The following is a 12,875-nucleotide window of genomic DNA, read 5'->3' as shown; positions in this document are numbered from 1 at the left end:
AAAAAAGCAGGGCAGGGGTATGATTATCCCTGCCCTGCTTTAGTTTTAAAGTAAGGGTGTTAAAATTAATTCTATTGAAAAACAGCTTGTTGACTAATTAGAGGCGTTTTATTTTCATAAGGATTTGCATGTTAATATTAAATTTCTACCTTTGCAGTCCTTCAAAAAGGGAATTGATTCCGTAGCTCAGCTGGTAGAGCATTACACTTTTAATGTAGTGGTCCTGGGTTCGAATCCCAGCGGGATCACAAGATTCAATATCAAAACGTACAAAAGGCTGTTAATCGCATGATTAACGGCCTTTTTACTTTTACGGGAGTGTCAAAACTTGCAGGATTTCTCATATAAAAAGTGAGCGATTCGGTGAGTAGTTTTGAAATTTGAATGACTCACCGAATAACGTATAACATATTGTTATACAACAAGTTCAGTCATTGAACATCTTGTGTACGTCTTTCTGCAATGCTAATTTTGTTTCACCCTTAATGCCTGACATTATGAAAACTAATTTTAGCTTGCTTTTCTATCTGAAAAAGCAAAAGAACTACATCAGCGGCAATGCCCCTATCTACATGCGCATTACAGTTAATGGAAAACGTGCAGAGGTAACCAGCGGCAGGGATTGTGAGCCTTTGCGCTGGAATGCCAGAGCTGGCAGGGCAATCGGTTCAAGGGAAGAGTTTAAAATACTCAACACCTATCTTGATGGATTGCAAACTCAGGTTTACCAGGCACAACAATCTCTAAGCGCTGCGGGTGAAAATATCACTGCCGAGGCCATTAAAAACGGTTTTCTGGGTAAAGAGGTTATTTCACATTCTTTACTAGAAGCGATTAAAGATCACAATCAGAAGATGAAAGTACTGGTCGGTAAAGATTATGTACAGGGCACTTTAAACCGTTATTTAGTATTAGAAAGGCACATTGGTGCTTTTATGCTTTGCAAGTATGGCCAATCGGATATGAACATCAGGCAGGTAGACCAGTCTTTTATTAGTGATTTTGATTACTACCTGCGCTCCGATAAAAACTGCGCAAATAACTATGTGGTCAAAAACCTAAAGAATTTAGGCAAGATCATTCATATTGCGCTGGTCAATGGATGGATTTTAACAGACCCGTTTTTAGGCTATACGGGGAAATCAAAAAATGTAGACCGTTATTACCTCAGTCAACAGGAAATACAGTTATTAATAGATAAGGTATTCGTTACTGAACGACTGGGACAGGTCAGGGATGTATTTTTGTTCTGCTGCTTTACAGGACTGGCGTATGTTGATGTATTTAAACTGACAGCTTCGCATGTCCGTCAAGGCAATGACGGAGAACAATGGATTTATACACATCGCCAGAAAACGAAAACCCGTTCCGCAATCCCTTTATTACCTACAGCTAGTGAAATCATTGAACGATATGCCAATCATCCAGTTTGCCTGAATAAAGGAACATTACTGCCTGTACCCAGCAATCAGAAGACAAATGAGTATTTAAAGGAAATTGCTGATCTCTGCGGGATTGATAAAAAACTGACCTCTCATATTGCCAGACATACTTTTGCAACCACTGTGACACTGTTAAATGGTGTGCCGATTGAAAGTGTATCGAAGATGCTGGGACATACCAATATCAGAACCACGCAACACTATGCAAAAATACTGGATATTAAAGTTGGGGAAGATATGGCATTGCTAAGAAAAAAATATGCAGTAACACAATAATTGGCTTTCTTCAACGCTTTAGTTACTGAGAGCGTTAATTAGAAGGGCACAACTGATCGGAGATTGGCTGTGCCCTTTTTTATTCTGGATGTAAAAGCTTTATTTAAAATTCTTCCTCGTAGGTGAATACTTAGGTATCGTTACTTTGAAATCAAATACCTCTACAGGCTGTATCTCTAAAGCCTTACAAACAGCAATCAGTCCGCTTACCGATATATTGTTTGTCCCTCTGACAATTCTATAAACCTGACTATAACTAAATCCAGTGCGGTCTTCGATATCTTCTAAGCCAATACGTTTCTCTTTGGAAATTGCCCATAACTTGGTTCGTATTGCTTTTAGAGATTCTTTGTCAATGTATTGTTCTGCCATATCAACAAAAAGAGTGTATTTAATCAGAATTAAATATTCCAAATTTGGAATATTAAGAAACTATACGTACATTAGGTTATTATAAAAAATAGGATGCGTAAATAATTGGATTTATAGGATAAATCCAAATTTGAATAACGAGCCTCGCGAAAGGAATCTGGTAAATTTTAATCGTGCGAGTGTGAGTGGAGCGCCAAATAACTACATTTGTAGGCCGTACTATAAAAGGTGGGGCTGGCGCTTGCTTATTTTTTGCACGATTATCCGTCTCGAAAGAAACGGTAAAGCTGAAACTAAAATCTGATTTTAGGTGTAGGTGGGCTTACCAGAGCCTCTTTTGCAATTAGTTTGTGAGCGACCAGCCCCCTCTTTGGGGGCTATCCACATTCTTTTTGGCTCATTGACTTTGTAAAGTAAATGAGATCAATATATGGAAATGCAGATTCTTTCGGCAGTAGATGCCCACAACAGCTATTTTAAAACATTCATTCAATCCCTTGTACTGAAATATCAGCCCTTACAGATTTATTGTATCTCTAAAGGCACAGTATTAGCTAACACTAAAGGGTGCTTTTTAGATCATCAAACACAGTATAACTGTAATTATTGCCTCCTTTTAATTACGGAAAGCCTGACCCGGATTGATCATGAGGTGCAGGACTTTTCTAACTTCCATTACCAGCAGGGCAGCATTACTGTTCTCTGTCATGGTAAAGAAAGCATCTTGCATGCTATCAAAGCCAACAATCGGTTTTTTATTACCGCCTGTAATACAGGGCAATTGATCTATAGCCATGATGGAATGACCGTTCAGGACTATTCCACTCCTTTTATTCCTACCCATGCGGCTACCAAAGCAATCAAACATTTCTCTCACCGGATACTGCTTGCAGAAGGGTTTTTAAATGGTGCCGGGGAATGTTTAGCTAAAGGACAATTTGCCGTTTCTACCTTTATGCTGCATCAGGTGGTAGAACAATGTTGCATTACTTTAATTAGGGTGCATCTGGCTTACCGCTCTGAAATCCATAACCTCAAACGCATGCTGAGTTTATGTCGTGCCTTTTCTGAAAAGCCTTATCAGTTATTTCTGGTTGGTAATCCCGAAAATCAAAGGCTTTTTGAGCTATTGCTCAGAAGCTACTCCGGCGCTCGTTACGCTTCTGCTTTTTCGGTAGCTGAAAAAGATGCGACTATGCTTTTTGCCAAAGTTTCCTCCTTTTTAGTGATGACAAAAACCCTGTGCAATGATAAAATAGAAAAGCTGGGTATTGAGGCAGCTGTATATCAAGAGTTGAAACAAGATTTAAACCTAGTCGATTAAACCTGCTCAGATGAAAAAGATCAACCACCAGCTCATCACTGTTCCCTTGGAATTTAAGGTAGCCTGTAGAATCTATATGATCAGTGTACAGGAAGTCTTACAGATTTTTATCAACCATGCTACCGTCTTTGATTCCACTAGCAGGATTTACAGTCAGGGTTATACCGAAGCGGTCACTACCATTACCCATTACATTCTGGCTAAAGAGCTCAATCCTGCACCCAGCAAAGCTTTTGCCAAATGTAAGGACACTGCGACCAGTTGCCTTTCCATGATTGTCGGGCTGGGCAGAAAAAAAACAGGTCAAGCATTGACTAAAAGAAGGCAATGCCGTACCCCGGTTACCCTGCTTTTTGAAACCATGAAACGGGTATATGCCCCGAAAGACAAACTCTACCTTGATGAAGATTCCCCACTGGAATTGACCAAAGATTTCTGTGTCTTATGTGAGGTACACAACTGTTATCCCAAAGAATATCTGGAATACTTTATGAATAAAATTTCTCTGGCCGATGCCCATTCACGGAAAGCCTTAAATATTGAACAGCCAGATTCCTGTTATGCACTATACTTTTTAATCGCAGATGGTTTTGAAAGGGACATTTCGACCGTTGCAACACTGACTGATCTGGAAATGGATTTTTATGACCGGATGCAGGAAATGCGACTGGAACTTTACCCCATTCGTGACCTCGCCCAACGTACAGCTATTCTTCGGGAGTTTTATCTGGACTATTATTATCAACTGATCCAACAACCTTAAACCTATGAATTATGGAAATGCAAATGAACATCAATATACCAGAGGATTTGAGCATCCTCTGTACCATTTACCAGATCAAACCTGAAACCCTTGTTCAGCTATTTGTTGATAAAGTCTCCTTTCCTTTTTATTATAGCAATACCACAGGAAATGACCGCTGGGCAACCTTATTTTTTGTAAACCTTTTAGAGCTGCATGATTCCTGTTACCAGGTTGATGAAGAACTGGAAGAGCAGTACTTACGCACCCTGACACAAACACTGCTACGGTTATTGGAAATTGACCGGAAAGATGTGGTAAAAAAAGAAGAGGAAGCCAGAAAAATCATGAGGCAATGGTATAAAGCAGTACTCAGTAAACGGGCAGAATACCTGACAGACAGCCTATGAAGTTGGACATATCAGCATTGGGTATTCCTCTACAGGACGGTGTTTACAGTCAGAAACTTTTCCGTAAACACCCAAGCGAAAACCAAATGGCCAAAGCAGGCAGGAGGTTTTCGCAGGCCGCAGATGCGCGTAGGCCTATGCATCTATATATTAAAGTAACTATATAGCCGACCAACGGGAGAAACAAAAGAGTATTTGTATAGCAAATACATTAACTTGCTCCCTCAATATCTTAGAGTATACCCAACAGTATACCAGTTTCCTTTATCTTAGTATTGCCAGCGGCATAAAGGATACCCGGAGTATCCTTATAACCCCATTTGCAGCGCATAGGTTAAGAAAGTAGGGCAACTGTCCAACTTCCGCTCGCTAAATTGACTCTTCCTGAAATACGTTTACTTTGGTTTGTTAATGTTAATTGGCTTACTAATTGTGCGCCCTAATTTTTCTGTTTTTATTATCAGACCTGGCTTTGCAGGTTGTTTATCAGATGGCTTTTCAACCATCAGTTTTGTTTTTTCCGTTGCCATTGTTATTTTGTTTCTTAGGTTTTGGTATTATTACTTTTGACATAGTTCGTCCTTCATTCAAAGTTTTTGTATTTTCTTTGTTAGGTTTAGGCTTATTATTCATGACTATTTATTACTTGATTGATTACTGCCGGAATTTGTATTATTATTTTGAGTTGCACTGCTAGTATTAGTATTTACTGATTGTGTACCTGGCTTTACGGAAGAAGACATAGTTCTACCTTTAGAGATATCAGTACTTTGTGTCTGAGGTTTAATTTGTTTTGACATAATTGTATTTTTTTGATTATTTGTATTATCAACAGTTTTAGAGGCATTTAATGCATTAACTGAGCAAAATACTACCATTAAGGATATACCTATAAAAAGTGAAAAAGTAGTAGCCCAATTTAAATTACGCATCGTATTATTACACCAGCTAAACTTTTTTTCTGCTATATCCAATTTAGTTTTAAAATCGTTCTCATCTTCTTCTGAAGCATCTTCAGATAATTTACCACACTGCTCATATAAATCTCTACAAGTTTCATGAAATACACTTGATAACTGATGAGAAACTAAGTTTCCTAATAGGGTTAATGCTAATAATATCCAACTTAAAATTAAAAACCAAACTCCAGTTGATACCTCTACCTTGATTATTTTTTCCAGAAATGTCATTGATAATACTAAAGTACCAGCAGCTATGTAAACTATGTTTTTCTCATAATCATCGTCACTTTTCTCTTTTATTTTATCAAATGCTTCGCTTTGTTTTTCGGTAAGGCTCATTGTTGGAGTGCGTTAATAGTCCAAATATATCAAAAGTTAATTAAATTATTATAATTTCAAGTGATTTTCAATTCGTTATTATATGGTATTTGTTTCCATTAATTAATCCATTTTAAAATGCACTAATATAATTGGTAGTAAAATTTATTTATATTTTAAGTGTGATCAGTTTTTTAAAAATTAATAGTAAATCCTTCAATAAGTAATATGCTGTATTCATATAGATTTTAATCCTTAAATCATTTGATAATTAAAACTATATCGATTTATTAATATATGGTAATTTATTAAACAAAATATATTATCATAGGTGGCTTATTAATTATAGAAATTAAATTATATATTACGCATTAATTAATGCTCATCTTATGAATTTAAGTCACAATTTCACTCAAATTATTCTTGCTATTATTGCCCTAATTGCAGCCGTAGGCATCACCCTTGGCGTAAAAATTATAAGAAACAAAGACTCAAAAAAAACAAATGGCAATGATAATTCCAATAATACAACTATTTCAAAGAACAAGGCGAAAGGAGACATTGCGGGTAGAGATATTAAAAAATAATCTTAATGGATAAGATAGGAATTTCAGACAATGAAGTAGGTGGTGATATTGCTGGAAGAGATATAGATAAATCCAGTCACTTACATTTAAGTGGGCAAAAGTTTTCTCAAATGAAAACCCTGCTTAATAAGCTTAAAGAAGAACAAGTCGGCAGTAAACAATTAACTGAATTTATTGACGATTTAGATTATTTTAATACTCCAAAACAGAATGAAACTGTCATTGGTTTAGATAATAAACTTATAGCTGGAAACCGAACTAATTTAATTGAATACGCAAAAGATGTAAAAGACAGGTATCACAGAAAATTGTATAAACATCAATTTTCTGAAGCTGCACAAAAGATAAACCTACATTTGTTAGCGCTTGTTCAGTCATATTATATGAACGAGGTATATCCCTTAATCTGTGAAAATAAAGAATCCACAGTTATTAATGCTTTAATTAGCGAAAGAATTGTACAACCTTTACTTTCTGAATTAGAAGATAATACACTAGGATTTAGTGCGCAGGATATAAATGGAATGCTTTATTTTCTCACTGGCAATTGCCATATTAAATGGACAAAATAGATGTTAATATATCACCCTGCTTTTGATTTTTACAATTGTATATTTCGTTTGCTTCAACTCTTATCAAACTTAAAAGATGACGAGATTGAAATTGAACGCCTAAGAATATGGGATTTCTATTTAACCTTTCCAAATGAAGCAAGGCATATTAGTTTTCCCTCTGACCTTTTAGCACTAAAAAAGATTTTCAAGGACAAACCTAATTCTTACGAAGATCTAATAGACTCCAGAAGAATTTTTGAGCGCATGAAACCCTTTCAAATTACGGCTATTAAAACACTCATCTCATATGGATTCATAGAACCAGAAGCTTTAGAAAATAATTTCGTAAAACGGACAGATAAAGAAATTCCTGAAGAACTAAAGAAAAGAATTAATGATGTAAAAGATGAAAGACAAAATATTATAAAGCTAGTTACTGGATTTGTAGATCTTCCTCTATATGGGGACAGGGGCTTAAAGTATAGAACGAAATTGATTGATTTTAAATATGATTATAAGTAAACCATTCCTATTTGTAAATAGATTAGTACTTGTGACACACACAGGAGCTATTGCATATGATGAGAAATTTCATTCTGGAGTTAATATTATACGAGGGAAAAATAGTTCTGGTAAATCAACTATTTCTAATTTCATTTTTTTCGCCTTAGGAGGAGATTTCAACAATTGGACTAAACAAGCTTTATTTTGTAGTGATGTCTATGCAGAATTAAACATTAATGGTGCTACAATTACTGTCAAGAGAGTAATATCCGAAAATAATCAACAGCCCTTAAGTCTTTATTGGGGTGACTATGAAAAAGCTAAAACGGACAATTTAAATTGGAAAACATTTCCATACAAACAAACCGAAAATAAAATCAGTTTCACAAGAGCAATATTTAATGCATTAAATTTTCCGGAGATAAAAACTGAAACCGATAGTAATATTACTATGCATCAAATATTACGTCTTATTTACGTTGATCAAGATTCACCTGCTCAAAGTCTATTTAGATTTGAAAGATTTGATATTCCATTAACAAGACTAACAGTCGCAGAAGTCCTGTTAGGATATTATGATGATTCACTTTATAATGACAGAATGTCTCTTCGTGAAAATCTCAAAACTCATGAGGAGAAAAAAAAGCAATTTGAAGCAATAAGTAAAGTATATGGTCATGCCGGAAATGAAACAAGTATAATTAGTGTAAATAAAGAAATTGAGAAGTCTAAAGGAGATATTATAAAAATCGACTCCTTAGTTCAAACATTAAAAGCACAAGCTAGAGTACGAACTTCAGTAAATACGCAACTTGAGACAGAACGGATTCAAGATCAATTAATACCGGCCAGAAAAGAAGTAGAGGTTCTGAAGAACCAAATAGAAGATATAGATTATGATATTTTTGATTCCAGTCAGTTTATCGAAATGCTTGAAAAAAGAATATATGAGTTAGAAAATGCTATTGTAACAAAAAAAATATTTTCCGAACTAGAGTTAAGTCACTGTCCTCAGTGTCACAGTCTTTTAGATAATATTCATACTGAGGCTAACTGTAGTCTATGTAAACAAGTTCTTTCAAAGGAATCTGAGGCAACTTATGCGTCAAGAATGAGACAAGAACTTGCTCTACAAGCAAAGGAATCCAAAAGTCTGTTAGTTAATAAAAAGAGAAAAGCTGAAGAACTTAAAGTGAAATTGGATGAACGCACTCAAATTGCACGTGGCCTTCAGAAACAACTAGATATTGCGATTGCTGAAACACAATCTACAAGAGATGATAGGATTGATCAAATGTTAGTAGAGAAAGGTGGAGTAGTTAAAAAATTAGAGTTTTTGGCTCAACAACTTAAAAATGTAGCCCTACTTGAAAGTTTAAGAAAAGAATTGTCGGATTTATCAATGTCAATTGACACCCTTAGATTAGATATTTCTAATAAAATGCAAAAACAACAACAAAATTATAATTCTGTTGTTAACAAAATACAAAGTTATACTTTGGAAATTTTAAAAAGAGATCTTGACAGGCAAGAAGAATTTAAAACTAGTAGAAAAGTTGATATAGATTTTGCTAGAGACACATTTTCACTTGATGGAAACAATAGTTTTTCTGCTAGCTCCAACATATACTTCAAAAATGCGATCCATTTTGCCATATTTTTTGCTAGTCTAGATTTAGGATTTATGCGGTACCCAAAATTTATTCTATGCGATAATATGGAAGATAAAGGGATGGAAAAGGAACGTACACAAAACTTTCAAAATGTAATAGCTGAAATATCAGCAAGAATAGAAACTACTCATCAAATAATTTTCACTACTTCTATGGTTTCTGATGAATTAAATAACACCTCACTATGTGTAGGCTTTGAATATCACCAAGGTAATAAAACTTTAAAAGTTTAAATATTTGATTAATCTGTACCAATTAATGAGTTCCTATTTTCACATCAAAATCCTACCTATAATATGCGCTAATTGCTTATTCCTTGTAACCCCTCCTAAACGGTTCGAAAAAAGGGAGGGTTACACTGATATTCGGTTTTACAGCATCAAATGCAAACAAATAATTAACAGTTAAATAGTTTGGCCATATAATTTGTTTTACAATCTTAGAATCAAGATACTCCATAATTAATAAATAAAGTGAAATTTACTCTCCTGTTAACCGCCCAAATATGGATGAAATTATAAAAATATTCTGTTATAACTGTCAATGCGAAACCAAACAAAAAATACTATTCGATAAACATGAGGTGATGATACCTGAAATTTTCGGCTACGATAAAGAGGGAAACCGTGGCCAGAGTGTATGGACTGTGGAATTTATGTTATGGAAGATTTCGGAATGCCAAGGGTGCGAAAAAACTAATTTCAATGTAATTAGACGTTTTGATCCCAAACAAACAGATATTCTAATGCATCAGTTTCCCAAAAAACAGATTAGGGACATGCCGCACTGGGTCTCATATCTAAACGTACGCTATATGGAACTTTTTATTGAAATCTACAGTTCCTTTAATTCCGGACATGTTCGTTTGCCACTAATGGGTGCAAGGACATTATTAGATATGTTTATGGTAGAAAAGATCGGTGACATTGGGCCCTTTCAGCGCAAACTAAAAAAACTCGCAGAAGATAAGTTTATTTCTGATTCAGCGATTGAACTATTAGAAATTGCACTTGAATATGGCCATGCGGCTATTCATAGGGGCTACCAGGCTGAAAAGGAAGAAATCATGGGAGTATTAGATATCATAGAAAACTTGTTTCAATCCGAGGCTTTGAAACATAAGAGCAAAAACCTCAAAAGAACTATTCCAAAAGATGATAAAAAGTAGACAAATTTACGGAATTAGCTACAAAAGAATGACCTAATATAGCCTGAAGATCCTAAGTTTCTAAAGGAGTATTATATGTACTTTTACTAATTTTTAGGGACATTAATTTAAAATTGCGTTAGTAATAATACTAAACACTTATATGAAAAAAATCAAGTTAAAAAGGCTAAAGTTCGATAATCATACAATAGACTTCAAAAATGGTATTAATTACATTATAGGAGCCAACGCTAGCGGCAAAACGACTATATTCAATCTTATTCAGCATATATTAGGAATTAGGAAGGACTTAGGTTTTTTTAGCTCTTTTATTAAACAAGACAAAGTATCTCTTGAAATAACCATTGATGATGTCCCTTATATTTTTCAAAGAGATCTTATTGATCAAGAGATTATTATCTCTGCAATGGGAGAAGATCTACTATTTATAGTTGGAAGCTCTACATTTGATAATTATCTTATTAAGATTTTTCAACCTCAGTATAATTTCGAGATTGAAAAAAGTTATTTAGCATCATTACTTAGAGAAAGTTTTATCAGTGATAATAATAACAATCTAAACTTGCAAAGCAGTTCCCAAAAAGAAAATAAGCTCTTATTAATGGGGATCAATGCTAGTTATCCTAAGAAAATTAAAATTTATATAAAGGAACTTGAAGCACAGATTAAACAGAAAAAAGGAGCATTTGCCGAAATTGATGCATATCGAAAAGATATATCCTTTATTCTTGACAGAGAATTTCCAGAGAAAAAAAATACAATTCAGGAAATACTGAATGGCACTTTAACAAAGTATAAAGAGCAGTTCACTGATCTATCAGCAATTTATAATGAATCGAAAATATTTCTCGCAAAAATAATTAGAGAAAATGACTGGCTTTTTCAAGAAAAAATGAACCACCTTGAACCTATTTTCACCAAGTATGCAAGAAACTTTATAATAGATGATAGAGCTTCGATGAAAGACTTGTTCGAGGGAAATTATAAAGGAAATAGTTATGGAGAGACAATCTTGCTAGCGCTAATTTTCGAAATTATTATCCAATCTAGTTCTAACTTAACAAATGGGATCGGACTGATAATAAATGATTCAGGATTATTACACTTTGATAACCATAGAAATTTGCAATTCAGAACTTTTTTAGATCATATGGTACAAGAGTATGATCTTCAATATATAGAATTCTCAAATAGCAGTTTTGGATTTGAAAAAAGTGAAATTGTATTTGATACTACAAAAAATCTGCGATATGTTTAAGGATTTTACCAAGGCTAATTATCTCACTTTAATAGGTATTTTTATATCATTAGTTGCAATGCTATTTGGAAATAATTTTTTGGAAAGATGGCAAAAAGCAGAACTATTTTATAGCTCCCAAGATGTTGAAATCCAATATCCTAAGGATTCTTTTAGAAAGATATCAAAAGAACTTCAGGACTCTTCTTTCAAGTTTTACAGAGAAGTTACGATAATGAATATTAAAACTACCTCAGCTTCAGATTTGAAAATATTTGTAAACACTAATGCTAAAATCATGAATTCAAAAGCATCCTCAATAGAAGATGCTTTTGAAATTAAAATCGACGGTGGAATAATGAAGATTAAAACTCCCCGGCTAGTTAAAGGAGCAGACGTACTATGTCAGTTTTGGTTCAGGGAAAAACCTGGAAGTTTGATTATAAAATATATAGATAATCAAGGAGTTAAAGAAATAAAACACATTACTAAGAGAGATGAAAACAACTATTTCGTAATTACAGGTGGAATAGCTATTTTTCTTTTGATATTGTGGATATATTATAGTTACTATTTATCACCATTATTTATTAATTTCAAAGAGCTTAAAGATAAGAACGTTGAGCTACAACAGAAATTTGATGCTGCAAGTTCTGAGTTAGATGAGCTGAAACCAGATCAATCAGAACAAGAACAAGAAGATGTAGTTGACGCACTTAATAAAATTTTAGATGCCCACAGGAAAAAGTAGAAATAATATTATATGATTTTTAGAGAACCTATTACTCCCTGTTGTTTCAAAATTAACTCTTTATAAAGAACGAATCGCAATAAAGTCCACTAAATTTAATATATTTATGATATAGCATTTACAGCAAAAACGTACAAAATAAAGGTGAGTCATTAGGTGAGTACCAATCCAAAAACCTCCCGGATAACGAACAAACCCCGCTTTTCGCACTAGGTTCGAATCCCAGCGGGATCACAGAGAATAGTATCAAAATTACGTAAAAGCTTGCAGATCACATGATTGCAAGCTTTTTTTGTTTAGGGGATATTTCAAAATACACATTAATCAGGATCAGGTGGATCAAGTCATAAACTTGTGGAGGATGCTCTTTTTAAGCATAAATCTTTGACACGCTAAACAGGGGAAACAAGGGCGGGCTGTTAGTAAATAAATTCAAAACAGCTAAATAACAGATCTATATCGGCCGGGTACTGCCTGAGTACTGTCCGAGTACTCGTTAGGGTAAGAGCAGTGCTAAAGTAACGCGAGAGCATGGCAAGTCCAGGTCAAAACAAC

Annotated in this window: 14 protein-coding genes and 1 tRNA gene; 12 read left to right on the top strand and 3 right to left on the bottom strand. The window is 34.3% G+C overall.

Annotated elements, in window-relative coordinates; translation table 11 throughout:
• Nucleotides 1–175 precede the first annotated feature (175 nt).
• Both ABIB30_RS24740 and ABIB30_RS24735 read left to right on the top strand, forming a co-directional pair.
• Nucleotides 176–248, top strand: a tRNA-Lys gene (locus ABIB30_RS24740).
• A gap of 249 nt (nt 249–497) precedes the next feature.
• On the top strand, nt 498–1,718 hold the full coding sequence (locus ABIB30_RS24735; protein WP_354305699.1) for a site-specific integrase: 1,221 nt from the start codon (nt 498–500) through the stop codon (nt 1,716–1,718).
• Nucleotides 1,719–1,817: 99 nt separating this feature from the next.
• Here the strand turns inward: ABIB30_RS24735 and ABIB30_RS24730 are convergent, their stop codons facing one another.
• Nucleotides 1,818–2,132, bottom strand: a complete 315-nt coding sequence (locus ABIB30_RS24730) for a helix-turn-helix domain-containing protein (RefSeq protein ID WP_354305698.1) — start codon at nt 2,130–2,132, stop codon at nt 1,818–1,820.
• Between the two features lie 388 nt (nt 2,133–2,520).
• Here ABIB30_RS24730 and ABIB30_RS24725 point away from each other — a divergent pair, with 388 nt between their 5' ends.
• From ABIB30_RS24725 to ABIB30_RS24715, 3 genes are read left to right on the top strand one after another with little or no spacing between them, the layout of a single operon-like run.
• Nucleotides 2,521–3,414, top strand: a complete 894-nt coding sequence (locus tag ABIB30_RS24725) for a HEPN domain-containing protein (RefSeq protein WP_354305697.1) — start codon at nt 2,521–2,523, stop codon at nt 3,412–3,414.
• Between the two features lie 10 nt (nt 3,415–3,424).
• Nucleotides 3,425–4,177 carry a hypothetical protein gene (locus ABIB30_RS24720; protein ID WP_354305696.1) on the top strand — a complete coding sequence of 251 codons (753 nt, stop codon included), beginning with the start codon at nt 3,425–3,427 and terminating at the stop codon, nt 4,175–4,177.
• Between the two features lie 11 nt (nt 4,178–4,188).
• A complete protein-coding gene (locus ABIB30_RS24715; protein ID WP_354305695.1) occupies nt 4,189–4,566 on the top strand; it encodes a hypothetical protein in 378 nt (125 codons plus the stop codon).
• 395 nt (nt 4,567–4,961) lie between these two features.
• On the opposite strand, the gene ABIB30_RS24710 is transcribed toward ABIB30_RS24715, so the two are convergent.
• The gene (locus ABIB30_RS24710; RefSeq protein ID WP_354305694.1) at nt 4,962–5,096 is read right to left on the bottom strand and encodes a hypothetical protein; all 135 of its coding nucleotides are present in this window, start codon (nt 5,094–5,096) and stop codon (nt 4,962–4,964) included.
• Nucleotides 5,097–5,201: 105 nt separating this feature from the next.
• Nucleotides 5,202–5,867, bottom strand: coding sequence for a hypothetical protein (locus ABIB30_RS24705; RefSeq protein WP_354305693.1), 666 nt, complete (start codon nt 5,865–5,867; stop codon nt 5,202–5,204).
• Nucleotides 5,868–6,235: 368 nt separating this feature from the next.
• Between ABIB30_RS24705 and ABIB30_RS24700 the strand changes: the two genes are divergently transcribed.
• From ABIB30_RS24700 to ABIB30_RS24670, 7 genes are all read left to right on the top strand, one after another.
• Entirely contained in the window at nt 6,236–6,433 is a 198-nt protein-coding gene (locus tag ABIB30_RS24700) for a hypothetical protein (RefSeq protein ID WP_354305692.1), read from the top strand.
• Between the two features lie 5 nt (nt 6,434–6,438).
• Complete coding sequence (locus ABIB30_RS24695; protein ID WP_354305691.1) at nt 6,439–7,005, top strand: ABC-three component system protein; 567 nt, start codon at nt 6,439–6,441, stop codon at nt 7,003–7,005.
• A complete protein-coding gene (locus ABIB30_RS24690) occupies nt 7,006–7,509 on the top strand; it encodes an ABC-three component system middle component 5 (RefSeq protein WP_354305690.1) in 504 nt (167 codons plus the stop codon). It begins immediately after the preceding gene.
• Nucleotides 7,496–9,397: an AAA family ATPase gene (locus ABIB30_RS24685; RefSeq protein WP_354305689.1), complete on the top strand. Its 1,902-nt coding sequence runs from the start codon at nt 7,496–7,498 to the stop codon at nt 9,395–9,397. The genes ABIB30_RS24690 and ABIB30_RS24685 overlap by 14 nt, the downstream gene beginning before the upstream one ends.
• 272 nt (nt 9,398–9,669) lie before the next feature.
• Complete coding sequence (locus ABIB30_RS24680) at nt 9,670–10,332, top strand: DUF4145 domain-containing protein (protein WP_354305688.1); 663 nt, start codon at nt 9,670–9,672, stop codon at nt 10,330–10,332.
• Nucleotides 10,333–10,474: 142 nt separating this feature from the next.
• The gene (locus tag ABIB30_RS24675) at nt 10,475–11,590 is read left to right on the top strand and encodes an AAA family ATPase (protein ID WP_354305687.1); all 1,116 of its coding nucleotides are present in this window, start codon (nt 10,475–10,477) and stop codon (nt 11,588–11,590) included.
• Nucleotides 11,583–12,320 carry a hypothetical protein gene (locus ABIB30_RS24670; RefSeq protein ID WP_354305686.1) on the top strand — a complete coding sequence of 246 codons (738 nt, stop codon included), beginning with the start codon at nt 11,583–11,585 and terminating at the stop codon, nt 12,318–12,320. Before ABIB30_RS24675 ends, ABIB30_RS24670 begins: the two co-directional genes overlap by 8 nt.
• Nucleotides 12,321–12,875 lie beyond the last annotated feature (555 nt).

This window comes from Pedobacter sp. UYP1 (assembly GCF_040547305.1).
In the GTDB taxonomy this organism is placed as follows: Bacteria; Bacteroidota; Bacteroidia; order Sphingobacteriales; family Sphingobacteriaceae; genus Pedobacter.
Note: the sequence above shows the minus strand (reverse complement) of the source record. Positions and strands in the feature narration are given on the sequence as shown.